Origin of the sequence: Vibrio sp. HENC-03, from assembly GCF_000305755.2 — a bacterium.
Classification (GTDB): Bacteria; Pseudomonadota; Gammaproteobacteria; order Enterobacterales; family Vibrionaceae; genus Vibrio; species Vibrio owensii.
Genome location: NZ_JH976130.1, coordinates 1 through 23,183, shown reverse-complemented (window position 1 = coordinate 23,183; position 23,183 = coordinate 1). Strand labels below are relative to the sequence as shown.

20 protein-coding genes and 1 tRNA gene are annotated in these 23,183 nt (G+C 44.7%); 13 read left to right on the top strand and 8 right to left on the bottom strand.

The window, feature by feature from the left end; all coding sequences use genetic code 11:
- Positions 1 to 30: 30 nt before the first annotated feature.
- On the bottom strand, positions 31 to 1,251 hold the full coding sequence (gene arcA / locus VCHENC03_RS03205; protein WP_009707630.1) for an arginine deiminase: 1,221 nt from the start codon (positions 1,249 to 1,251) through the stop codon (positions 31 to 33).
- A gap of 584 nt (positions 1,252 to 1,835) precedes the next feature.
- Here arcA and rraB point away from each other — a divergent pair.
- Together rraB and VCHENC03_RS03215 are read left to right on the top strand one after the other, a co-directional pair.
- Positions 1,836 to 2,252, top strand: a complete 417-nt coding sequence (gene rraB, locus VCHENC03_RS03210) for a ribonuclease E inhibitor RraB (protein WP_005432867.1) — start codon at positions 1,836 to 1,838, stop codon at positions 2,250 to 2,252.
- A 171-nt stretch (positions 2,253 to 2,423) separates the two neighbouring features.
- The gene (locus VCHENC03_RS03215) at positions 2,424 to 3,224 is read left to right on the top strand and encodes a glycosyl hydrolase 2 galactose-binding domain-containing protein (protein ID WP_009707629.1); all 801 of its coding nucleotides are present in this window, start codon (positions 2,424 to 2,426) and stop codon (positions 3,222 to 3,224) included.
- A 16-nt stretch (positions 3,225 to 3,240) separates the two neighbouring features.
- Here the strand turns inward: VCHENC03_RS03215 and VCHENC03_RS27130 are convergent, their stop codons facing one another.
- The 5 genes from VCHENC03_RS27130 to pepA form a co-directional block, all read right to left on the bottom strand.
- On the bottom strand, positions 3,241 to 4,146 hold the full coding sequence (locus VCHENC03_RS27130; RefSeq protein WP_009707628.1) for a bifunctional helix-turn-helix transcriptional regulator/GNAT family N-acetyltransferase: 906 nt from the start codon (positions 4,144 to 4,146) through the stop codon (positions 3,241 to 3,243).
- A gap of 115 nt (positions 4,147 to 4,261) precedes the next feature.
- Positions 4,262 to 4,660: a DUF2061 domain-containing protein gene (locus tag VCHENC03_RS03220; protein ID WP_005441986.1), complete on the bottom strand. Its 399-nt coding sequence runs from the start codon at positions 4,658 to 4,660 to the stop codon at positions 4,262 to 4,264.
- Between the two features lie 226 nt (positions 4,661 to 4,886).
- Positions 4,887 to 7,745, bottom strand: a complete 2,859-nt coding sequence (locus tag VCHENC03_RS03225) for a valine--tRNA ligase (RefSeq protein ID WP_009707627.1) — start codon at positions 7,743 to 7,745, stop codon at positions 4,887 to 4,889.
- Between the two features lie 94 nt (positions 7,746 to 7,839).
- Positions 7,840 to 8,289 (bottom strand): DNA polymerase III subunit chi, encoded by a 450-nt coding sequence (locus tag VCHENC03_RS03230; RefSeq protein ID WP_009707626.1) that lies wholly within the window; start codon positions 8,287 to 8,289, stop codon positions 7,840 to 7,842.
- Positions 8,290 to 8,404: 115 nt separating this feature from the next.
- Complete coding sequence (gene pepA / locus VCHENC03_RS03235; protein WP_005432840.1) at positions 8,405 to 9,913, bottom strand: leucyl aminopeptidase; 1,509 nt, start codon at positions 9,911 to 9,913, stop codon at positions 8,405 to 8,407.
- Positions 9,914 to 10,113: 200 nt separating this feature from the next.
- Here pepA and lptF point away from each other — a divergent pair, with 200 nt between their 5' ends.
- On the top strand, positions 10,114 to 11,214 hold the full coding sequence (gene lptF / locus VCHENC03_RS03240) for an LPS export ABC transporter permease LptF (protein ID WP_009707625.1): 1,101 nt from the start codon (positions 10,114 to 10,116) through the stop codon (positions 11,212 to 11,214).
- Between the two features lie 3 nt (positions 11,215 to 11,217).
- Positions 11,218 to 12,288 carry an LPS export ABC transporter permease LptG gene (gene lptG / locus VCHENC03_RS03245; protein ID WP_005441983.1) on the top strand — a complete coding sequence of 357 codons (1,071 nt, stop codon included), beginning with the start codon at positions 11,218 to 11,220 and terminating at the stop codon, positions 12,286 to 12,288.
- A gap of 74 nt (positions 12,289 to 12,362) precedes the next feature.
- Here lptG and VCHENC03_RS03250 read toward each other — a convergent pair whose 3' ends face one another.
- The gene (locus VCHENC03_RS03250) at positions 12,363 to 12,842 is read right to left on the bottom strand and encodes an RDD family protein (protein ID WP_005441982.1); all 480 of its coding nucleotides are present in this window, start codon (positions 12,840 to 12,842) and stop codon (positions 12,363 to 12,365) included.
- A gap of 245 nt (positions 12,843 to 13,087) precedes the next feature.
- Between VCHENC03_RS03250 and VCHENC03_RS03255 the strand changes: the two genes are divergently transcribed.
- Both VCHENC03_RS03255 and VCHENC03_RS03260 read left to right on the top strand, forming a co-directional pair.
- Positions 13,088 to 13,753, top strand: a complete 666-nt coding sequence (locus VCHENC03_RS03255) for an SDR family NAD(P)-dependent oxidoreductase (protein ID WP_005441980.1) — start codon at positions 13,088 to 13,090, stop codon at positions 13,751 to 13,753.
- Between the two features lie 177 nt (positions 13,754 to 13,930).
- Positions 13,931 to 14,015, top strand: a tRNA-Leu gene (locus tag VCHENC03_RS03260).
- Positions 14,016 to 14,607: 592 nt separating this feature from the next.
- Here VCHENC03_RS03260 and VCHENC03_RS03265 read toward each other — a convergent pair.
- Positions 14,608 to 15,891, bottom strand: a complete 1,284-nt coding sequence (locus tag VCHENC03_RS03265; protein WP_009707624.1) for a carbohydrate-binding protein — start codon at positions 15,889 to 15,891, stop codon at positions 14,608 to 14,610.
- Positions 15,892 to 16,139: 248 nt separating this feature from the next.
- On the opposite strand from VCHENC03_RS03265, the gene VCHENC03_RS03270 reads away from it, so the two are divergent.
- The 7 genes from VCHENC03_RS03270 (at position 16,140) to VCHENC03_RS03300 (ending at position 22,824) form a co-directional block, all read left to right on the top strand.
- Entirely contained in the window at positions 16,140 to 16,445 is a 306-nt protein-coding gene (locus VCHENC03_RS03270) for a PTS sugar transporter subunit IIB (RefSeq protein WP_032803056.1), read from the top strand.
- Between the two features lie 86 nt (positions 16,446 to 16,531).
- Positions 16,532 to 17,866, top strand: coding sequence for a PTS sugar transporter subunit IIC (locus VCHENC03_RS03275; protein ID WP_009707622.1), 1,335 nt, complete (start codon positions 16,532 to 16,534; stop codon positions 17,864 to 17,866).
- 48 nt (positions 17,867 to 17,914) lie between these two features.
- Positions 17,915 to 18,226 (top strand): PTS lactose/cellobiose transporter subunit IIA, encoded by a 312-nt coding sequence (locus VCHENC03_RS03280; protein ID WP_005441971.1) that lies wholly within the window; start codon positions 17,915 to 17,917, stop codon positions 18,224 to 18,226.
- Positions 18,227 to 18,236: 10 nt separating this feature from the next.
- A complete protein-coding gene (locus VCHENC03_RS03285) occupies positions 18,237 to 19,559 on the top strand; it encodes a 6-phospho-beta-glucosidase (protein ID WP_009707621.1) in 1,323 nt (440 codons plus the stop codon).
- 17 nt (positions 19,560 to 19,576) lie between these two features.
- On the top strand, positions 19,577 to 20,332 hold the full coding sequence (gene chbG / locus VCHENC03_RS03290) for a chitin disaccharide deacetylase (RefSeq protein WP_009707620.1): 756 nt from the start codon (positions 19,577 to 19,579) through the stop codon (positions 20,330 to 20,332).
- 103 nt (positions 20,333 to 20,435) lie between these two features.
- Positions 20,436 to 21,434 carry a LacI family DNA-binding transcriptional regulator gene (locus tag VCHENC03_RS03295; protein ID WP_009707619.1) on the top strand — a complete coding sequence of 333 codons (999 nt, stop codon included), beginning with the start codon at positions 20,436 to 20,438 and terminating at the stop codon, positions 21,432 to 21,434.
- Positions 21,435 to 21,573: 139 nt separating this feature from the next.
- Positions 21,574 to 22,824, top strand: a complete 1,251-nt coding sequence (locus VCHENC03_RS03300; RefSeq protein ID WP_032803053.1) for an HD-GYP domain-containing protein — start codon at positions 21,574 to 21,576, stop codon at positions 22,822 to 22,824.
- Positions 22,825 to 23,183 lie beyond the last annotated feature (359 nt).

Genomic DNA, 23,183 nt, shown 5'->3' with positions numbered 1-23,183 from the left:
CAATTGGTTTTATTTGGTGGGAGAGGTTTCTCAAATATCATCACGTTCGATTGGGCAGCTCATACAGCGTGCACCACCACGACCGCGACCAAGCTCGTTACCCGGGATAGTCAGGACTTCAATGCCAGCTTTGTCGTACTTCTCGTTAGTGTAGACGTTACGCTCGTAGCCAATCACAACACCAGGTTTCACCGTCAGTACGTTGTTGGCATCGTTCCATTGCTCTCGCTCAGCTTCGTAGCTGTCACCACCGGTTGTGATGATCTTCAATTGGTCTAAGTCAAGTGCCGATTCAATGGCATGCAGATAGTTGTGTGATGCTTCGACATGCATTTCACCGTTGCCTTTAGGTGTTAGGCGCCAAGTGTCTAAATCTTTACGCATGATCTCTGGGTATACCGAGAAAGTGTCCACATCCATGTGCGTCATGACCGTATCAAGGTGCATACACGAGCGGTGTTTTGGTAGGTCGATAGCAATCACTTCTTTCGCCTGACCAGATTTAAACAGGCTTGCCGCTAAGTTTTCTACACCTTGTGGGGTTGTGCGCTCAGACATACCAATCAGAACCGCACCTTTACCGATAACCAGTACATCACCACCTTCAACGTTGGCATTGTCGTAGTGCTGGTCTTCATCACCAAAGTAGTTAATGAAGTCTTGACCAGCGAAGGTTGGGTGCCAGCGATAAATCGCACGCAGATGGTTGGTCTCGCGTTGACGCGCAGGCATCATCATTGGGTTAAGAGAAACGCCGCCGTATACCCAACATGACGTGTCACGGGTAAAGAGGTGGTTAGGCAGAGGTTCGATCACGAAGTCCAGTGGGCGCTTCATCTTCGGCAACATTGATGAAGATTTGATTGGCAGTTCCGAGTAAGCCAAGCCGCCAAGGAGAATGCTTGCTAAGTGCTCATCGTCCATCTCTGCGAAGTACTGACGTAAATCACGAGCGAAAGTCGGACCGTAACGGAAGTCAGAGATCTGAGTATTCAACAACCATTGTTTTGCTTCTGGAACCGCAAGGGTTTCAACCAGCAGATCATGAAGCAGTAGTACTTCGACATCTTGTTCACGCAGTGTGCGCGCAAACGCGTCGTGTTCTTCACCTGCCGCTTCTACCGCTAATACGTCATCAAACAGTAGCTCATGGCAGTTCGATGGCGTTAGGTGGGTGAGGGCGCGCTCTGGGCGGTTTAATAGAACTCGTCTTAGTTGACCAACTTCTGATCCAACGTACAGCTTACTCATTTTGCATCCTTACAAATATTCCAGCCGTTAGTTATGACAAGCTTGGTGCAAAGATGCAAGTCTTAGAACTTTGCTTATATATTGCAAAAATATAATTTTTTGGCGTTATATTTTGTAAATGCTTCCTTGGTGTATTTTAATTCTATATTTTGTTGTTTGTTCATGAGTTTTAAAAAGTGCGTTTTTATTCTTTTTCGTTTGAGAAAGAAGTCATACATCAAAAGTGCATAAAACGTGCATAACCATTCTGAAATATGCAGTTTTTGGCTTTCTTTTATTCGTTAGGTCAGAATTACCGAGCCGTTGCTGTATTCACTCCAAGATCATAAACACGCAAACATGTCTAAAATTACTCGTCTTAGGTTCGATTAGGATCTTCTGAATATTAAAGATTAGCCGTTTTTGTTAATTTTTTGTTTCTGTGAGCGGGGTTTAGATTTGCGAGCAAAAATTATCATCAAGAATCACCGCAGTTTGGTGTTTGTTTGTGGCTTTTCATCGCAATCCGTGCCATATTTCACCGCATTAACGTACTCAGTTTAGAGTATAGTGTTTCCATCAAGTAACTAATCTGGAGCCAAAACATGTCTCACGAAGATGAATATCTATCAGTAGAAGAATTAATTGAGATTCAAAAGGAAGAGACTCGCGATATCATTGCAGCATTGCTAGAAGACGGCAGCGATCCAGATTCACTATACGAAATCGAGCACCACCTATTTGCTGAAGACTTCGATACGCTAGAAAAAGCGGTTGTTGAAGCGTTCAAGATGGGCTTTGAAGTTCTTGAAGCTGAAGAAACAGAAGATGAAGACGGCAACAAACTGCTTTGCTGTGATGCAACAATGGAATCTGCACTAAACGCAGAAGCAATTGATGCTCAGGTTGAGAAACTGGTTCATCTGGCAGAAAAATACGACATCATTTACGACGGTTGGGGTACTTACTACGAAGGCGAAGATGCGCTTTACCCTGAAGAAGATGATGAAGACGAAGAGTAATCCTCTTATTCAATCTAAGAAGCCAGCGTTTATCGCTGGCTTTTTTGTGCCTTGAAAATGATAACCGAAGATAACGATAAATAATTCTCATTGAGTTTGTCTGCTTATAGCCTGTAACCCTAAGTTACTTGTGTATATAATGCGTGAAAATTGATCTAGCTCAAGGTGTATATGCAACTCTCACTCGCCGGTTTATGGCAAGTCTCTCCACTGACGGACCTTTCTATCCCACAGGATGACATTACTTTCCCTGCTCCTTTGAGTCAGGTGTTGCCTGCAGAACTGACCGAAGAAGCGATTCGTCAGCAAGAGTGGCACCTGATGCACGACATTGAAGTGGATGAATCCATGATGGCATTTCCAGCGGTAGAAATGGTGTTGGGTGGTGTGGATTACCATGCTGAAGTGCGTTTGAACGGAGTAGCCTTGTTCGACTGTGACGGTTCACAAAGCGTGTACAAGAAAGACATTCGTCCGTTCATGCAGATGGGACGTAACCGTTTTGAGATCCTGTTCCTTGAGGAAGAAGAAGATCTTCTGCTGGATGAGGATAAACCAGAGTTGTGCTCACTTGCGGATCATGAATACCAACAGAGTGATGAGCGCTTAGGGGTATGGCAAGAGCCGTATCTGCAGTTTATTCGCAATGTGCGTTTAGACCGTGTAGCAACCGAGCAGATTTGGCACCACGGTGGTGGTTGTGAGTTTAAGGTAGACTTGTACTATCAAACTTTTGCGCCGGGCTTAGTATCGGCATCGGTTAAGTTTAATGGCATGACTTACCATATTCCTATCGATGTCCGAGCGGATCATGCGAGTGCTTTATTCCAGATCGAAGCGCCAAAGTATGCCGATCTTAATGATCCCGATCCAAAAGATCTCTACGAACTCGTGGTGGAGTTGGATGGGCAACGCCAAGCATTTACAGTGGCACTTAGCCAAGAGCTCTGTGTTACCCATCTTGTACTGTAAGTTTTGGGATAAAGCGCTATAACGTTTTAAGCATCACGACTTCACATGCATCATGCCCTGTTTGTCCTAGCGGGGCATCGAGATGCTCAAAGCCTAGTTTTTCATACAAGCCTACCGCTTCTCTTAGACATTCTGTCGTTTCTAAATAGCACTGCTGATACCCAAACTGTTTCGCCAGTTGTAAGCTCAATGCGACGATGCGTTTGGCTAAACCGTGCCCTCGTGTTTGAGGTAAGAAGTACATCTTTTGCAGTTCACACACATTTGGCTCACCAGCTAAAGGTGCAAAGCCGCCGCCACCCACAATGTCGCCTTGGTACTCGACTACCCAGTAGGCTGCGCCTTGTTGGTCGTAAACCGAGTACATGTCATCAAGCGTTGGATCGGCCACACCATAACCTTTATCTGCGGTTAAACCGTATTCTGCAGAGACTTTACGAATCACGTCCGCAACTTGCGAGTTATCTGCTTTGGTAAGAGGTCGAAGAACGTATTCCTCAGCCTGGCACACTTTCGTTAGCCCTTTTAGGTAAGTCTCTAGACCAAGTTTGAGTTGCTCTTGCTCGCTGTCATCCAGTTGGGTAAGCAGTTGTTCAAAGAAGCTGTTTTGCTGCTGGTCTAGTTGCGATAACGCCTGTTGCCCTTGTTCTGTAAGCGCGACAAGTTGGCTACGTTTGTCTTTTGGGTTTTCGATGCTCTCAACCAAGCCTAATTTAATCAGACCGGTAACGGTTCGGCTCGCATTGGACTTGTCGACATTAAGCTGCTGTGCCAGTTGATTGATAGTTAACGGTTGCAGTTGGATTTCACCTAATGCGTGCGCTTGTACTGGAGTATGAGCGACATCGCCGCATTGTTTATCGAGCATACCAAGCAATCGGACGGCTTGACGGGAGTAGTGTCGGAGTTGACGAGCATTCATTATCACTTACCTCTAAAAATAAAGTTGCGCACCGCAATTAAATTAATTGCGGTGCGCAACTTTGTCAATGGTAAATGTTATTTTGCTCGTTAGGAGGCGTATTGAGCCTCCATGTTTAAGCGTGTTGGTGTAAGCAGAATTGTGGTGCTTGGCTATCTGATTTACGCATCCATACTTTCTCGTGAAAGTAGTAAGCCACTGTGTTCAAGCTTGGCTCTAGCATCGCCATGATACCGCCGACAAACGCATCACCTGTTAGCAAGTAAACCACGCTAAAGGCAACACTGAAGTGGATGGTGGCAAAGCTTGCGGTTTTTAATTTGGTCATCCACTGACGAGCTTTAAGCGCTGGGACTTTTGCCCATGCCTTTTCATGAAAGTAGAAAGCGACGGTGTTCACTGAAGGCTCAATCATGGCAATTAAACTACCAATTAGAATGTCGCCAGTAAGCACGTAAGCGACACTAAACGCGATAGTAAAATGGAGTGCTGCAAAGGTTAGTGTCTTTTTCATGATAATTACTCAATCGTTGTGTTGTTTCGATAGGTCTATTATTGAGAATAATTATCATTAAATCTAATGGGCAGTTAAGATTAGTTTGATAGGTAAAAACTATTAAATAGGAGGAAGAGTAGGGGAGAAGAGTGGATATCTTTGAAAGCTTTCCGAGCTATAAAATGCAAAAAGGGTTGATGCTTTCACACCAACCCTTTGATTCTTTTATTCTAGCTTTTAGCGATTAAAGTGCAGCGATCGTTGTCTTCTGCTCTTCTAGCTTAGCTAGTGTCTCTTTGTAGCCTTCAAGCTTCTCACGCTCTTTAGCAACAACCGCTTCAGGTGCTTTCGCTACGAAGCCTTCGTTACCTAGTTTGCCTTCGATACGCTTGATTTCGCCGTGAGTTTTCTTGATTTCGCCATCTAGACGAGCAAGCTCAGCGTCTTTGTCGATCAGACCCGCCATTGGGATCATCAGCTCAGACTTAGCAACCAATGCTGTCGCACACGCTGGCGTTTCTTCGTCAGCAGCAAGTACGCGTACAGATTCTAGTTTCGCTAGAGACATCAGTACTTGTTTGTTTGCTTCTAGACGCGCTGCGTCTTCTGCGTTTGCAGCTTTCAGCATAACGTCAAGCGGCTTACCAGGGTTGATGTCGTATTCAGCACGTAGGTTACGGATGCTGGTAATGAACGCTTTCACCCATTCAATATCGTCTAGCGCTTCTTGGTTGAAGTTTGCTTCGTCGAATTGAGGCAGCGCTTGCAGCATGATTGTCTCGCCTTCTACACCTTCAACTAGTGGCTTGATGCTTTGCCAGATAGTTTCAGTGATGTAAGGAATCACTGGGTGAGCTAGACGTAGAGTCTTCTCAAGAACCGTGATTAGTGTACGACGAGTGCCACGCTGTTGTGCTTCAGTACCTTTCCATAGAACTGGTTTAGTTAGCTCTAGGTACCAGTCACAGAATTGGTTCCAGATGAATTCGTAAAGCGTGTTAGACGCCATATCTAGACGGAAGTTGTCGATATGGTTGTTGAACGCTTTCGCTGCAAGTTCAAACTGAGACTCGATCCACTTGTCCGCTAGTGAGTATTCAATCTCACCACCGTTGAAGCCACAATCTTGCTCTTCTGCGTTCATCATTACGTAACGGCTTGCGTTCCATAGTTTGTTACAGAAGTTACGGTAACCCTCAAGACGCTTCATATCCCAGTTGATATCGCGACCTGTTGATGCCATTGCTGCAAGAGTGAAACGTAGTGCGTCTGTACCGTATGCTTCGATACCGTTTTCAAACGTTTTACGAGTGTTCTTCTCGATCTTCTTCGCTAGCTGAGGCTGCATCATGTTGCCACAACGCTTCTCTACTAGAGACTCTAGGTCGATACCATCGATCATGTCGATTGGGTCAAGTACGTTACCTTTCGACTTAGACATCTTGTCGCCGTTTTCGTCACGAATTAGACCAGTAACGTAAACCGTCTTAAATGGTACTTGTGGTTTGCCGTTTTCGTCTTTCACGAAGTGCATGGTCATCATGATCATGCGTGCAACCCAGAAGAAGATGATGTCGAAACCAGTTACTAGTACGTCTGAAGGGTGGAATACTTTCAGATCGTCAGTTTGCTCTGGCCAACCTTGAGTACCGAACGTCCATAGTGCAGAAGAGAACCATGTATCCAGTACGTCTTCGTCTTGGTGAAGTTCAATGACTGACTCTAGGTTGTTATTCTTACGAACTTCTTCTTCGTCACGACCTACGTAAACATTACCTTGGTTGTCGTACCAAGCTGGGATGCGGTGACCCCACCATAGCTGACGAGAGATACACCAGTCTTGAACGTCACGCATCCAAGAGAAGTACATGTTTTCGTATTGCTTAGGAACGAATTGGATGTCGCCGTTTTCTACTGCTTCAACCGCTGTTTTCGCTAGAGGTGCAGTACGTACGTACCATTGGTCAGTTAGCATTGGTTCGATAACCACGCCACCACGGTCGCCGTAAGGAACTTGTAGATCGTGATCTTTCACTTCTTCAAGTAGGCCTAGCTCGTCGAATTCAGCAACGATAGCTTTACGAGCGGCAAAACGCTCCATACCGTGGTACTTAGCTGGTAGCTCAGTGCTGTAAGCGTCGCTTGCTTCGCCGTTGGTGTTGAATACTTCAGAAGCGTCACGGATGTTCGCGTCGAAAGTCAAAATGTTGATCATTGGTAGCTGGTGGCGCTTACCAACTTCGTAGTCGTTGAAGTCGTGCGCAGGTGTGATTTTCACACAGCCAGTACCTTTTTCCATATCTGCGTGCTCATCGCCCACGATTGGGATGCGACGATCAACGATAGGAAGGATGATTTCTTTACCGATAAGATCTTTGTAACGTGGATCTTCTGGGTTAACTGCAACACCAGTATCGCCTAGCATGGTCTCTGGACGAGTCGTTGCAACAACGATGTAGTCTTTGCCATCTGCTGTTTTAACGCCATCTGCTAGTGGGTAGCGGAAGTGCCACATGTTGCCTTTAGTGTCTTTGTTCTCTACTTCTAGATCTGAAATCGCTGTGTGTAGCTTTGGATCCCAGTTAACTAGACGCTTACCGCGGTAGATTAGATCGTCTTCGTATAGACGTACGAACACTTCTTGAACGGCGTTAGATAGACCATCGTCCATCGTAAAGCGCTCACGATCCCAGTCTACAGATGCGCCAAGACGACGAAGCTGCTTAGTGATAGTGCCGCCAGATTCGCCTTTCCATTCCCAGATTTTGTCGATGAAAGCTTCACGACCGTAATCGTGTTTTGTTTTGCCTTCTTCTGCAGCGATCTTACGCTCAACAACCATCTGAGTTGCGATACCTGCGTGGTCCGTACCTACTTGCCAAAGAGTGTTTTTACCCTTCATGCGCTCACAACGGATAAGCGTATCCATGATCGTATCTTGGAACGCGTGGCCCATGTGTAGGCTACCAGTGACGTTCGGTGGCGGGATCATGATGCTGTATGATTCTTTAGTAGTGTCACCGTGTGGCTTAAAGTAGCCTTTCTCTTCCCAAGTCTGATACAGAGCTTGTTCGATTGAAGTTGGGTTGTATGTCTTTTCCATAGCGCTCTTTTAATGGATACGTTGATGGTTGAATCTAAGTCAATCTTTATAAGTGAACTCTCTGAGTGGAGAGCTTAACTATAAGGATTGACCGTTAAGGATATTGAATTTCGATCGTTTGCAGTTGATAACCTGCCTGACGGTAAATTTTATACCTTTCTCTTGCGAGCTGTTTAGCTTTTTCTTCGCAAGGCACGAAGTCTACCACTTGAGCAAACTTGTTCGCAAAGGTTGTCTCATTTTCCGCCAAATTAATTACCAACTGACGATTCCAGTTAGGTTTTACACCTTCATGGCCGATTTCAATATTGGTGGCGTATTTCGGTCCTTCGCCTACAAGATTATGTGCCATGAACTGGTCTGCATCAATTTGCCAAAAGGCTTCAGCGAGCTGCTCTGCATGCGGTTTGTCTTGGCAGTTCAGATATACTTTTGCGCCTTGGCGAGCAAAGTGCTGAGCCAAAAACACGATGTATTCTTCAAAGCCAGCCTGCGTTGCTTGCGGGCTCTCTTCGTTAATGATGTAGAAGGTTGCAGTTTGCATCATTCTCTCACTTGCCGTTGGTCTCTTCCTGAAACCATATTAAATCTGATTTTCAATCAAGAAAATCGAGGTAATAAAAAAGGGCCTTGCGGCCCTTTTAGATGTTGTTCAGAAATTACTCTTCTGTCTCTTGGCCGCTGCGGTTCAAAAGGAATTGGACAAGCATTGAGACAGGACGGCCCGTTGAGCCTTTCGCTGCGCCTGATTTCCACGCAGTTCCTGCGATATCGACGTGTGCCCAGTTGTACTTTTTAGCAAACTTAGACAGGAAGCAACCCGCAGTGATAGTACCAGCAGGACGACCACCGATGTTTGCCATATCAGCAAATGGGCTCTTCAACTGCTCGTGGTACTCGTCTGCCATTGGTAGACGCCATGCACGGTCACTCGCTTGCTCAGAAGCGTTTACTAGCTCATGAGAAAGTGGGTTGTGGTTAGAGATTACGCCGCTAATATGGTGACCTAGTGCGATAACACAAGCACCAGTTAGCGTTGCAACATCTACTACACAGTCTGGTTCGAAACGCTCTACGTAAGTCAGTGCGTCACAAAGAACAAGACGACCTTCCGCATCCGTGTTCAGAACTTCTACGGTTTGACCTGACATGGTTGTTAGGATATCACCTGGACGGTAAGCGTTGCTGCCTGGCATGTTTTCACAGCCTGCTAGAACACCAATAACGTTAATTGGTAGGTTTAGCTTCGCTAGCGCTTTCATTGTACCGAATACAGATGCTGCACCACACATGTCGTACTTCATCTCATCCATACCTTCACCAGGTTTTAGAGAGATACCGCCTGAATCGAACGTCAGACCTTTGCCGACTAGTACGATAGGTTTTGCTTCTGATTCTGGGTTACCTTTGTATTCGATAATCGACATCATTGATTCGTTCTTCGAACCACGACCTACTGCTAGGTAAGATGTCATGCCCAGTTTTTCCATCTCTTGCTCACCAATGATCTTGGTGGTTACAGTTTCGTAATCGTCAGCAAGGCGACGTGCTTGAGAAGCAAGGTATGCTGGGTTTGCGATGTTTGGTGGCATGTTGCCAAGATCTTTTGATGCTTTCACACCAGATGCGATAGCTAGACCGTGAGTGATTGCTTTCTCGCCTAGGTTTAATTCACGACGCGTTGGTACGTTGAATACTAGCTTACGCAGTGGACGACGAGTTTCTGGCTTAACGCTCTTGAACTGATCGAATGTGTAAAGACCATCTTTAGTCGCTTCTACTGCCTGGCGAACTTTCCAGTAAGTATCACGACCCTTAACGTGTAGTTCAGTTAGGAAACATACTGCTTCCATAGAACCTGTTTCGTTAAGTGTGCTGATCGTCTTTTGAATGATTTCCTTGTACTGGCGCTCGCCTAGCTCACGTTCTTTACCACAACCTACGAGTAGAACGCGCTCTGACAAAACACCTGGTACTTGATGCAGTAGCAGCATCTGACCAGGTTTACCCTCTAGATCACCACGGCGAAGTAGTGAACTGATGTAACCGTCACTGATTTTATCAAGTTGCTCGGCTACTGGAGAAAGGCGACGTGGTTCAAACACACCAACAACGATACATGCGCTACGTTGTTTCTCTGGACTGCCACTTTTAACACTGAACTCCATGCGTACTCCTACATCCTGAAGACAAATTGCTCTAAATGTTAGATAATGATCGCTTACTTGTTGAATTTAAGCTCAGGTCTTACCAACAGAGCTGATTTAAGCGCTAACATCTAGTTTATAATTTTTAAAAAAATAAATGGTTCAACGGGAAACTATAGTGATTCGACCAAAAAAACAAGTTTTGTATAGGTAATTTCAGCGTGATTATTGTTAGATATTTGATCCGCGAAACACTCAAGAGCCAATTTGCGATTTTCTTCGTGCTTTTTTTGGTGTTTTTGAGTCAGAAGTTTATCAGTGTTCTTGCTGACGCTTCGGACGGGGATATTCCTGCTGGATTAATTTTCTCAATTGTTGGTTTAAACATGCCAGCAATGGGGCTATTAATGCTGCCATTGAGTTTGTACATCGGCATATTGATCACGTTTGGTCGTTTATATGCAGAAAGTGAAATCGTGGTGATGAACGCGACAGGTATTGGGAATAAATTCCTAGTACAAGCTGCGTTGTACTTGGCGATCATTACTTCTGGTGTTGCGGCGTTTAACGCATTATGGCTATCACCTTGGTCGCAAGACCGCGTAGAGCAGCTTTATGAACAAGTCGCTGCCGAAAACAGCGTTGATCTACTAAAGAAAGGTCAGTTCCAAGGCACGCCAGATGGTTCTTCGGTTGTTTTCATCGATGACATTAAAGACAGCACGTTAAGTAACGTGTTTGTAGCACAGATGCGCCCACGTGATTCTATCTTGCCTAGCGTGATGTTCTCTTCTTCTGGTGAAGTAAAAGAATTATCGGATGGCCGTCAGATCATCACCATGCATGAGGGTACGCGTTATGAAGGTGTGCCGACTCGTGTTGAGTACATGGTGACTAAGTTTGATCAGTACGAAGGTGTGATTGGTCAACGTGAGGTGAAGCAAAAAGGACGTGATTGGGAAGCATACCCAACGGCGGACTTGATTGGCCATCCAGATCCTGAAGCGCAAGCTGAGCTGCAATGGCGTATCTCATTGTTCGTATGTATTCCACTATTAACGATGCTGGTTATTCCTTTATCCGCAGTGAACCCACGTCAGGGGCGTTTCGCTAAAATGGGACCTGCCATCTTGATTTACCTAGCGTACTTCCTTGCAATCAGTGCAACGAAATCGGCGTTAGAGGATGGTGCGATTCCTGCTGCTATAGGTATGTGGCCAATCAATGCAATGTTGTTGATAGTGGCTATCTTGGCAAACATGATGGACAGCGTTCCTGTTCGACGAATGAAAGACAAATTCCGCAAGAAGAGGCTCGCGTAAGCTGTGTTTAAACTCTTAGACCTTTACATAGGTAGAACGATCATCTCTACCACTGCCTTGGTTCTGGCGACCTTCGTTGGCTTGTCGGGCATCATCAAATACGTAGAGCAGCTGCGTAAAGTCGGCCGTGGTGCTTATGACTTAATGCATGCGCTTTACTTTGTACTGTTGAGTATTCCTCGCGACATCGAAATGTTCTTCCCAATGGCAGCGCTACTGGGTGCCTTAATTGGCTTGGGCATGCTGGCGTCAAGCTCTGAGCTTGTGGTAATGCAAGCAGCAGGCTTCTCTAAGTTGGACATCGGCTTATCGGTGCTTAAAACGGCTGTACCATTGATGCTTATCGTTATGACGTTGGGTCAGTGGGGCGCACCAGAAGCTCAAAAGATGGCGCGTGATTTACGTGCGTTTGCTTTGTCTGGCGGTAGTATTGTTTCCGTTCGGGCAGGGGTATGGGCTCGTGATGCCAATGACTTCATTTTTATCGGTAAAGTAGAAGACGACAAACTCTACGGCTTGAACATGTGGCGTTTCGATGAAGATAAGAACTTAGACAAAGTTATCTTCGCAGAAGAAGTCGACTACCAACAAGATAACAATTGGTTGATGCGTTATGTGCAAATCACCGATATGGAAAATGAAAACGTCATTACTAAGCGCGATTTAGAGCAGATGGAATGGCACACCTCATTAGCGCCAGATAAGCTTGCGGTGGTAACGGTGAAGCCAGAAGAACTTTCTTTAAGTGGCTTGTATGACTATGTGACCTATTTGAAAGCGTCAGAACAAGATGCTTCACGTTATGAACTGGCATTTTGGCGCAAGCTATCTCAACCGCTCTCTATTGCGGTAATGATGCTGATGGCGTTGTCGTTTGTTTTCGGTCCATTGCGTAGTGTCACCATGGGGGCAAGGGTGCTCTCAGGGGTAGTTGCAGGTTTTACCTTCTACATATCCAGTGAGTTCTTTGGACCTCTTACCTTGGTATACGGCATTCCACCAGTGTTCGGTGCATTGGCCCCTAGCTTAGTGTTCCTAGCAATCGCGGTATCCTTGCTAAGAAGAAAACTGTAGGCTTTCAAAAGCGATAAACATAAAAAAGGAAGACACTGTGCCTTCCTTTTTTCTATTCTGTTTACGCTGTTTCGTTATTTTGCTTTCGGCAAGACAACGACTTCAGTTTTTGCCCAGATATCGTGGAAGCCACGTTTTTGTGGGTCGATTGGCACAGTTAAGTTAGCCAAACCAAAGCCCGACGTACCCAAACGAATTAACGCCTGAGTGACCGTAATTGGTGCACCATCCTTACTGTTACGAATTTGCATTTTCCAAGCTCGCATCCCTAAGGTTTGTCCTGCTCGAGTCCAGAAGAAGACAAAGAAATATACCCAGACTGCCGCCAGGTAGAATGTAAATAGTGGGCTTAATACAGGATGTTTTCCTAGCATGTCAGCTGCATCTGCATATTCCCCGTAGCTCAGCAATCCTGCTGCATTCAGCGCAAAGACGATTGCCATTACAACACCTGCAGCCATCATTTCAATCGCCAAGATAATCAGCGTGTCGTAGAACAACGCCGCTAATCGACGAAAGAAGCCTGCTGGTGGAAGAGTTGTAGAAGTCGTCATAGTTCCATCACTTACCTTTAAAATTGTGCGTCAGGATATAGATTCCGCTTGTTGGTGAAAAGAGAGCTAACGCACAGAGTCTCTAATTACGAAGAAATCACCGTAGCAGAAGACACTTTATATCCATCCTTCCACTTAACAAAGCTATCCAGTTCAAACTTCGCGCTACCCAGCCTGTGAAATCATCAAACATACGGTACCTTGCTGAGTTAACGAAATTACGAATGACGTGATAGAGGTACAGGATGATCGTAATTACTGGCGCGAGTAGTGGCTTAGGTGCGCAGTTAGCTAAATTGTATGATGCTCAAGGCGAAGAAACACTGTTAACTGGACGTAGTGAAGAGAAGTTGGCGACTCTTGCTCAACACCTCTCCAATAAAGCGCAAACGCGCAGCTGTGATTTGGTGGATACAAGCCAAGTCGAGAATTTGTTTGATGAGCTGCCTAAAGCGCCTTCTACGCTGATTCACTGTGCGGGAAGTGGGTATTTTGGTTTATTAGCTGAGCAAGACCCGCAAGAGATTCAAAAGCTGATTGAAAATAACCTCACTTCGGCGATTAATATCCTTCGAGAGTTGGTCAAACGTTATCAAGATCAGCCAGTAAACGTTGTGATGGTGATGTCAACAGCAGCACAGCAGCCTAAGGCACAAGAATCGACCTACTGCGCGGTGAAGTGGGCTGTCAAAGGTTTGATTGAATCCGTTCGTATGGAATTAAAAGGCAAACCAATGAAAATTATCGCTGTGTATCCCGGAGGTATGGCGACGGAATTTTGGGAGACGAGCGGTAAGTCTTTAGACACCAGTAGCTTTATGAGCGCAGGCGATGCCGCAACGATGATTCATGGTGCGCTATCAAATATTGGTAATGGTTACGTTTCGGATATTACCGTTAACCGTTTATAGGGCTAAAGGGGAGGCCTTGTTACCAAGTTAGATGGCAGACTGAACTGTGATGAGATCTCCTTTGTCACACTTTGTGGCGAAATTATCAGCAAACGATAGTTATTTAAGGTTTTTCTGCTTGCGCAGGTCAAAAGCTTACGTATAATGCCAACCATCAAAGGGCAATAGCCCAGAGATGCCGGTGTGGTGAAATTGGTATACACGACGGATTCAAAATCCGTTGCCTTCGGGCGTGGCGGTTCAAGTCCGCCCACCGGTACCATACATAGAAAGGCCGCTTTTATAGCGGCCTTTCGTCGTTTTGGGTGTTTGAAAATGGCGGAAGAAAGTTAGCGTTGCCTTCGCGGTGGCGGCAGGAATGCCTGTCCAATCAACTCCGCCCAACGGTACCATATTCTAAGACAGAGCCTCGACGAAAGTCGGGGCTTTGTTGTATCTGGGGTTTGTGAATTCAAATCCAGCGTGGCGGCAGGAATGCCAGTCCAATCAGCTCCGCCCAACGGCACCATATTCTAAGACAGAGCCTCGACGAAAGTCGGGGGCTTTGTTGTATCTAGGTTTTGTGAATTCAAATCCAGCGTGGCGGCAGGAGTGCCTGTCCAATCAAGTCACCCACTGGTACCATACATAGAAAGGTCGCTTTTATAGTGGCCTTTCGTCGTTTTGGATGTTTGAAAATGGCGGAAGAAAGTTAGCGTTGCCTTCGCGTTAGTAGCAGGAATGTTTGTCCAGTCAGGTCGGTGCGCCGATACGGTAGATCAAGGCGGTGCCTCGAAGTTTCTGAATCCTCGAAACAAAAAAAGCGCGAGGGGTATGCCTCGCGCAAACTACTACATGGTGATAGTAGGAACAGCCTATAGAGCTGTGAACAAGGTGTTCTTTGTATTCGGAGTCCAGTCTGCTTGTGATACGTGCGGTACGTTGACTAGATAGCGTAGGCCTTGGTAAGTCACGACATCACCTGCTTCATAAGAAACGTTAAGTGTCCAGTTGGTAGCAGGATCTGCATTGGTCCAAAGGCTAGAGGTAGAAGACGGTGCCCAGTCTTGTTGCGCGATGTGTGCTGTCACTGCTTTGTAAACAGTGCCAGAATGCGTTACGTAATCACCGGCATCATACGCGTTGCCGACCTGCCAAATAGGCGTGTAGTTATCAATGGTATCGAATACGTAACCTGCTTCTTTAGCGATTCGAAGGAATTTTGCTAATTTAGGAAGGTTTTGAGTCGCCCCCATACCACGCTTGCCATCTTCGTATAGGAATTCGTGTGTTAAGACCACGACTTTGTCAGCATGTAAAGGCGTGCCACAAGGGAAGCCATGGGCTTTTGAGTTGATCGGATTGATCGTGGTTGGTGCGCAACTGTTTAATGCGGCATCAACGTAGCCAAGAAATGCTTCTGCTTCCGTTAAACTGTTAGCTGGCATTGGAATTCCCCAGTTTTCTGGTGCCCAATCTACATCCCAACCATGTGTTTGATATCCTTTATTCGCCAAGATGTTTTGTACTTCAATAGAAGCTTTTACACTGTTTGATGGATTATCAAGATCGCAGACGTAGCCGGGTTCCCAAGGCTTTAAATCATCAGAGGTTGCACATAATCCGTCGGCTTTAAAATCTTTTGTGATACGCCAGCCATTGGTATAAGGCAAGCGAGCCAGTTCTTCGCCAAGGTAGTTCGGGTAACTGTTGATGTTAGGCAGGTATCTCTCAAACACGACTAAGTTATCTGCAAATGTCGAAGCATCGTAAACAGGATCTTGGTAAGCATTGATTTGGTGATCGCCGGTTGCATTACATTCTGCACCACTCGTTGGGCCAAATTCATCAACACAGTTGTGCACCATATGAGCATAGCTGTGGTTCGCGACGACATGCCCTGTATCAAGCGCCAGTTTCAAAGCTTCCAGTGCGCGATCTTCGTTCTCATCACCAATGCCATCTAAGTGCCAAGCATTAAAGTAAAAAGTACCTTTAACGCCTTGTTCATTAAGCACATTAATCACATCAATAGAAGCGTTAATAGGACCGTCATCAAAGGTTAAATATATTGTGCCTTTTGGTGTAGTTTGGGCAAATGAAAATTGAGATAGCGCAGTACCTAAAAGTGTAACCATAGCCAGTTTATTTAATTTCATTCTCTATTCCTTTTTAGAAATTAATTATGACGTTGTCAGTAGTAATATATTGATAGTTATAAATATAAATTAATGCATTTTGTTATTTTGTTGGCTTTTATCCTAGACCTAAATAATTAATAAAAAATAGGCTGTATTTTCTAAAATGAGATTTGGTTCACGAACAATGCAACCGGTTGCGCTTTTTTGCGTTGGTTATTTTTGCTACAGTTTTTGTAGATTGAAATTTACACAACGGGAGTAAGGCTATGAAAAAAATTCTTTTGTGCTGTAGTGCTGGGATGTCGACCAGTATGTTGGTTAAAAAAATGGAGCAAGCAGCTGAAAAACAAGGTATTGAATGCAAGATAGATGCGCTATCAGTGAATGCGTTTGATGAAGCGATTAAAGAATATGACGTCTGCTTGTTGGGGCCACAAGTGCGATTCCAACTAGAAGAGCTTCGCAAAACAGCAAATGAACACGGCAAAAATATTGAAGCGATTTCCCCTCAAGCTTACGGAATGATGAAAGGGGAAGAAGTACTACAACGAGCATTAGAACTTATTAACTAATTCAATAATTTAAATAAAAGTAAGAATTTTAACTGAATATAAATATTCGGTGCGGAATTCTTTTGTCTGAAATAAGGATGGAATCTATGAAGCTTTATGATGCGATTATCGGAATCGTCGAAAAGCATATAGCCCCAATTGCGGCTAAAGTGGGTAATCAACCTCATGTTAGAGCAATGAGAGACGGATTTATTGTGGCAATGCCGTTTATTATTGTCGGCAGTTTTATCTTAATTTTTGCGTTTCCCCCATTTGCTGAAGGTACCACGTTTACTTTAGGGCAAATATGGTTGGATTTCGCGACAACGCATTTCGATACCATAATGATGCCCTTTAATATGTCTATGGGGATCATGACCATATTTGTCTCGCTTGGGGTCGCCTACAGTTTGGCGAAGGCGTACAAGATGGACGGCATTACCAGTGCAGTTTTGTCACTCATGAGCTTTTTATTGGTTGCTGCTCCTGCCAAAGATGGTGCTTTAGCGATGAATCACATGGGAGGAACAGGGATCTTTACAGCGGTTATGTGTGCTTTCTTCTCAGTTGAACTGTACCGATTTATGAAGAAGCATAACATTACTATTCGTATGCCAGAGCAGGTACCGCCAGCTATCGCTCGTTCTTTTGAAGTTTTACTGCCAGTCTTGGCAATTTTCATTACGCTCTATCCGTTGAGTATTTTTGTTCAAACTCAATATGACATGTTGATCCCTGATGCCGTGATGGCAATGTTCAAACCATTGATCAGCGCTTCTAATACTTTACCAGCGATTATTGGTGCGCTGCTTGTGTGTCAGTTGTTGTGGTTTGCAGGTATCCACGGGGCTGCAATCGTTGTTGGTCTGTTATCCCCAATCTTCTTAACTAATATCAGTGCGAATATTGATGCCTTTGTTGCTGGTCAGCCTATTCCAAACGTATTCACTCAACCTTTCTGGGATTTCTATATCTTCATTGGTGGTTCGGGTGCAACACTGGCGCTAGTCCTGCTGATGTCTTTCAGTCGTTCAGCGCACCTCAAAAGTATTGGTCGCATGAGTGCTGTTCCGGGGTTCTTCCAAATCAATGAACCAGTCATTTTTGGTAGCCCTGTAGTGATGAACCCAATTCTATTTATTCCATTCGTATTTGCTCCAATCTTGAACGCAACCATCGCATATTTTGCTGTGCATCTTGGTTTTGTTGGTATGGGTGTCGCGACCACGCCTTGGACAACGCCAGCGATTATTGGTGCGTCATGGGGAAGTGGTTGGACATTCTCACCTGTTTTGTTGGTTATTGGCCTGCTTATTCTTGACCTCTTTATTTACCTGCCGTTCTTCAAGATGTTTGAGAAACAGGTACTTGAGCAAGAATTACCGACCAATAAAGAATCCAAAGAAGCAGAGCAGCCTTCGGGTGAAGGCGTGACGGCTTAACTATTAATTGGGCTGTGACTTGGCAGCCCTTCTTTTCGGAGAGAAGACATGGAACAAGAATTAGTTGTGATGGAAATCATCTGCAATGCTGGTGAGGCTAGAAGTCTAAGTTACGAAGCGTTACGTCTATCGAGAGAGAAAGACTTCGTTGCCGCAGAGGAAAAGCTTTCTCAAGCTAGAGAGTGCATTAACAAAGCACACTTGATTCAAACTCAATTGATCGAAGAAGACCAAGGAGAAGGCAAAGTACCAATGACGTTAGTGATGGTACATGCTCAAGACCATTTGATGACCACAATATTGGCGCAAGAAATGGCCGTTGAAATCGTCGCGCTGAATAAGCAACTCGCTGAGAAGTAAGGAAACCATTATGCCAAGAGATGCGATAAAGCTTGCCATTATTGGTGGCGGCAGCAGCTATACACCGGAACTGGTAGAAGGGGTGATCAAACGTTTGGAGTTTTTGCCAGTCAAACAGATGCACTTTGTGGATATTGAAGCAGGCGCTGAGAAGCTAGAGATCATCAAGGGCTTAGCTCAGCGTATGGTGGATAAAGCTGGTGCAGATATTGAAATCAAAGCTGGATTTGACCGACGTGAGGCGATCAAAGGTGCTGATTTTGTTATGACTCAATTCCGAGTTGGTGGTTTAGCTGCACGAGCTAACGATGAGCGTATCCCAATTAAGTACGATGTCATCGGTCAAGAAACAACAGGTCCTGGTGGATTTGCTAAAGCATTACGAACTATTCCCGTGATTCTGGATATTTGTAAAGATATTGAGGAGCTTGCGCCAAATGCTTGGATGCTGAATTTTACCAATCCTGCAGGTTTAGTCTCTGAAGCGGTGAGCAAGTACTCTAAGGTTAAAAGTATTGGTTTGTGCAATGTCCCTGTCTCGATGGAGATGATGATAGCTGAAATGATGGAGTGTGAACCGAAGGAGCTTCAACTCGAGTTTGCAGGCTTGAACCATCTTGTTTGGGTGCTAAAAGCTTGGTTGAAAGGCGAAGACATTACTCAAACGGTACTAGAGAAAGTCGGTGACGGTGCCAATTTCAGTATGAAGAATATTTGGGAAGAACCATGGGATCCTGCATTTCTAAAAGCGTTAGGCGCAATACCATGTCCTTATCATCGTTACTTCTATCAAACCGACGCGATGCTAGCAGAAGAAAAGCAAAGTGCAGGGGAGCAGGGGACACGTGCTGAGCAGGTGATGGAAACAGAAAATGCACTCTTCAAACTTTACCAAGATCCAAATTTAGACCACAAACCTAAGGAATTAGAAGAGAGAGGTGGCGCTTATTACTCTGATGCTTCTTTAAATCTTGTGGATTCGATTTACAACAATCGTAACAGTATTCACGTTGTTAATGTGCTAAATAATGGTGCAATCAATGGCTTAGCTGATGATGCCGTTATTGAATGCAGTGCCGTTATCGGAAGTTGGGGGGCAAAACCTCTGGCTGTTGGTAATTTATCTACCAATATCAGTGGATTGCTTCATCAAGTAAAAGCCTATGAACAACTCGCAATAGAAGCGGCGGTTGAGGGGAGTTATGACAAAGCCTTAATGGCATTAACTAACAACCCGTTGGTTCCAGACATTGGTCGTGCGAAATCCATCTTAGATGAAATATTGGAAGTGAATGCGCCATACCTGCCGCAGTTTAAACTGACGACTTTGTAACTCGAGGAACATCGCGAATGAAAGTGATTTTTAACGCAGATGATTTTGGTTTAACTCAAGGTGTAAACAACGGCATTATCAAAGCGCATCAACAGGGTGTTGTGCTATCGACAACCATGATGATAGGTATGGACGCAGAGCAACACGCTGTTGAGTTAGCGAATCAGAATCCGAACTTAAAAATTGGCGTCCACCTTCGTTTTACTGCAGGGAACCCTCTAACTGGCCATCCAAATCTTACCAGTGGTGGGGAGCAGTTTGTTCGTTTTAATGAGTTATGGAAGAAGCGTGATTTCCAAGAAGAGGCGGTTTACCAAGAAGCCGTTGCTCAAGTTGAGCATTTTCTTTCATTGGGATTACCGCTTAGCCATATAGATAGTCATCATCATGCTCATACTCATCCTCAATTATTACCAGTGATTCGAAGAGTGGCTGAGCAGTATCGAGTACCGTTGCGTGGTAGCGGTTTGTGTCATGTCGACTGTGATACCACGTATCATTTTACCGATGAGTTCTATGATCAGGGAGTGAGTTTAGATGGTGTTATGGCGCATCTAAAAAGTCTTAAGTCTCAATATGATGTGGTTGAAGTGATGTGTCACCCTGCTGATGTCGATCAACACTTATTGTCTATTAGCGGCTACGCTCTGCAGCGAGAGTTAGAACTTCAGGTGCTGACCTCTCCAATATTAAAGCAAGAGCTGGCCGAGCACGGTATGAGCATCACGGATTATTCGACTCTCATTTCTACTCGTAAATTTGCCAGTGTATGATTAAGGCTGCCAGCATTGCCCCCCTACACACCTTACGATTTGCTGGCAGTCACTTTCTGGTATTGTCTCCATTAACAAAAAGCAGTTGGATTGAATAAGCACGATGGCAAGGATTAAAGATGTCGCTGAACTTGCGGGAGTAAACCGCTCTACCGTTTCTCGCATTATTAATGGAGAGGGAAAGTTCAGAGAAGAAACAAAGAAAAAAGTTGAAGCTGCGATGGCTGAACTTAACTACCGCCCTAGTGCTATTGCCCGTTCGCTTGCAACTTCATCTAGCAACATGGTTGGTTTGTTGGTGACGTACTATACCGGTGGATTCTTTGGTGAGATGATGGAGCAAGTGCAGACCGAATTGGACATGCATAAGAAGTTCCTAATTACAGCGCAAGGGCACCATTCGGCGGAAGGGGAAAAGGAAGCCATTCAGCGTTTTAATGATCTGAGGTGTGATGGTTATGTGCTTCATAGCCGCTATCTATCTGATGATGATTTACGAGAACTCGCCAAGTTGCCAACGCCGTTTGTGTTACTCGATCGTTATGTCGAAGGCATAGAAGAGCGTTGTGTCACCTTCAACCATCATCACGCCAGTCGAATTGCCGTTGAACATCTAATTGCTGGTGGTCATAAGCATATCGCTTGTATCAGCGGTCCTTCTCAACGTCATAACAGTTTATTGCGAAAACTCGGCTATGTAGATGCAATGAAAACGGCTGGCATTAATATAGACGAAAGCTGGTGTGAAGAAGGCAATTACGGACGCCAAAGTGGTTATGATGCAATGGCCGCTATTTATCGCCGCCATCCTGAAGTGACGGCTGTGTTTTCATGTAGTGAAGAGATGACGGTCGGAGCGATGCAGTTCTTGCATGAAAAACGTATCCCAGTGCCAGAACAAATCTCATTGGTGAGTTTTGATAGTGTGGATTTGTGTGAAAGCTTATATCCAACGGTGTCTGCCGTACACTTCCCAATCAGCGAGATGGCTAGAGTGGCAGTTCAAACATTAATGGGGTTAATCAAAGATCAGCAACCACACACCAAGCCAGTATTTGAAGCGGAGTTAAAACTACGCAAAGCGGATCGAACTCTTTTCTAACACCTCTTTATTACTCTCTGTGCGAGTTTGTTGATGACATGCACAGAGAAGCTTCATTCATCTCCCTTATTGATGAATTCATTTACAAAATCTACTAGTATTATAGGCTTATCAATAAAGTCTTATCAGCAGTGGAACAGTGGCAGCAATTAAACTTACAGTGGATCGTATTCAGCCCGGGTTACATATCCGTCTTCCGCTAAAGTGGAACGATCACCCATTCCTACTTAACAGCTTCAAGATTAAAGACCAGGAACAAGTGGAGATGATTCGTCACCTTGGTGTGAAGTTTGTGTACTTTAATCCGGAACAAAGCGATGTATCTCCCCTTCCTGCTAATCAGCCTCAAGCCGAAGTAAAGAAAGGTGATGCCTTAGATCTTGAAGCTCAAAAATTATGGCAAGAGAAGCAAAAACGAATTGAAAAGCTGAGTGCTTATCGTCGTCGCGTCATTCAATGTGAAAAAGAATTCGAACGCTCACTCGCTCGAATGCGTTCTGTGATGACGAAAATTCGTAACCGTCCCGCAGATGCGGTAGGGGAAGCGAAGCAACTGATCGACGACATCGTTGAGAAGTTAATGTGCGATGACAATGTGACGTTGCACTTAATGAACGGCAAGAACGAGTTCGAAGATATCTACTTCCACTCTCTTAACGTTGCGGTTATTGCGATGATGATTGGGCGAGCGAAAGGCTATTCTGCCGAGCAACTTAAAGCACTTTCGTTTGCTGCTTTATTTCATGATATGGGCAAGATCAAAATTCCAACCGCTATATTAAGGAAGCAAACGCCACTGAGTGAGCCCGAAAGCAACTATCTAAAGCTGCACACCAAGTACGGCCTAGATATGGCTAACCAGATTGAAGATTTTCCTGAAAGCGCAAAAACCGTGATCGCCCAACATCATGAACTACGCGACGGCTCTGGCTACCCTGAGGGTTTGAAGGGGGATGAGATTGATGAGCTCGCACAGGTGATTATTGTTGCTAATGCTTTTGACAATCTGTGTCATACCCCAATCGCTTCTGAACAGAAAATTCCATATACAGCACTTTCCCACTTATATAAGAACTGCAAGCACCTATATAAAGAAGAGAACCTTAATATCTTAATTAAGTTTATGGGAGTATTCCCTCCAGGGACGGTAGTTCAGCTTTCTAACAATATGGTGGGCTTGGTTATCTCAGTGAACGCATCTCACCTATTGTTCCCGAATGTACTGGTCTATGATCCTGCTGTTCCAAGAACGCAAGCGCCAATCATTGACCTTGCATCTAAGGATATAAAGATAGTTAATGCGATTCACCCGTCTAAATTGCCGGAAAAAATCAAAGAGTATCTTAATCCGCGCTCACGCATTTCCTACTTCTTTGATAGCGATGAATAGTTATCCACAGCTTTTTGTGGGTAAATTGTAGAGATCCTGAGTGTTATTTCTGGGTAATTTTAAGGTTGGATGGAAAGTGTTCGCTTGGCATGTTTTTTTAGAAAAAATGCATTTTTAGTCTTGCCAAAGAAAATCTTCTCCCTATAATGCGCATCCATCGACACGGCAGACGCCACAAGGCTTCAGCAGGGTCGAAGAGGTGAAAAGCTTCTACGAAAATTAGTTGAAAAAAGTGTTTGACACTCTCAATTATCTCGCTAGAATGCACCTCCGCTTTGAGAGAAAAACTTCTTGATAAGCAAGCTCTTTAACAATATAGACCTATCAATCTGTGTGGGCACTCGTTGATGATAATCCAA

Excerpts from the sequence above, each read along its gene's own strand:
- VCHENC03_RS03215 (WP_009707629.1), top strand. The coding sequence starts at position 2,424 with ATGCAACTCTCACTCGCCGGTTTATGGCAAGTCTCTCCACTGACGGAC.
- VCHENC03_RS27130 (WP_009707628.1), bottom strand. The coding sequence starts at position 4,146 with ATGAATGCTCGTCAACTCCGACACTACTCCCGTCAAGCCGTCCGATTG.
- VCHENC03_RS03295 (WP_009707619.1), top strand. The coding sequence starts at position 20,436 with ATGGCAAGGATTAAAGATGTCGCTGAACTTGCGGGAGTAAACCGCTCT.
- rraB (WP_005432867.1), top strand. The coding sequence starts at position 1,836 with ATGTCTCACGAAGATGAATATCTATCAGTAGAAGAATTAATTGAGATT.
- VCHENC03_RS03285 (WP_009707621.1), top strand. The coding sequence starts at position 18,237 with ATGCCAAGAGATGCGATAAAGCTTGCCATTATTGGTGGCGGCAGCAGC.
- pepA (WP_005432840.1), bottom strand. The coding sequence starts at position 9,913 with ATGGAGTTCAGTGTTAAAAGTGGCAGTCCAGAGAAACAACGTAGCGCA.
- VCHENC03_RS03265 (WP_009707624.1), bottom strand. The coding sequence starts at position 15,891 with ATGAAATTAAATAAACTGGCTATGGTTACACTTTTAGGTACTGCGCTA.
- VCHENC03_RS03280 (WP_005441971.1), top strand. The coding sequence starts at position 17,915 with ATGGAACAAGAATTAGTTGTGATGGAAATCATCTGCAATGCTGGTGAG.
- VCHENC03_RS03250 (WP_005441982.1), bottom strand. The coding sequence starts at position 12,842 with ATGACGACTTCTACAACTCTTCCACCAGCAGGCTTCTTTCGTCGATTA.
- VCHENC03_RS03220 (WP_005441986.1), bottom strand. The coding sequence starts at position 4,660 with ATGAAAAAGACACTAACCTTTGCAGCACTCCATTTTACTATCGCGTTT.
- arcA (WP_009707630.1), bottom strand. The coding sequence starts at position 1,251 with ATGAGTAAGCTGTACGTTGGATCAGAAGTTGGTCAACTAAGACGAGTT.
- VCHENC03_RS03270 (WP_032803056.1), top strand. The coding sequence starts at position 16,140 with ATGAAAAAAATTCTTTTGTGCTGTAGTGCTGGGATGTCGACCAGTATG.
- VCHENC03_RS03230 (WP_009707626.1), bottom strand. The coding sequence starts at position 8,289 with ATGCAAACTGCAACCTTCTACATCATTAACGAAGAGAGCCCGCAAGCA.
- VCHENC03_RS03255 (WP_005441980.1), top strand. The coding sequence starts at position 13,088 with ATGATCGTAATTACTGGCGCGAGTAGTGGCTTAGGTGCGCAGTTAGCT.
- VCHENC03_RS03225 (WP_009707627.1), bottom strand. The coding sequence starts at position 7,745 with ATGGAAAAGACATACAACCCAACTTCAATCGAACAAGCTCTGTATCAG.
- VCHENC03_RS03275 (WP_009707622.1), top strand. The coding sequence starts at position 16,532 with ATGAAGCTTTATGATGCGATTATCGGAATCGTCGAAAAGCATATAGCC.
- chbG (WP_009707620.1), top strand. The coding sequence starts at position 19,577 with ATGAAAGTGATTTTTAACGCAGATGATTTTGGTTTAACTCAAGGTGTA.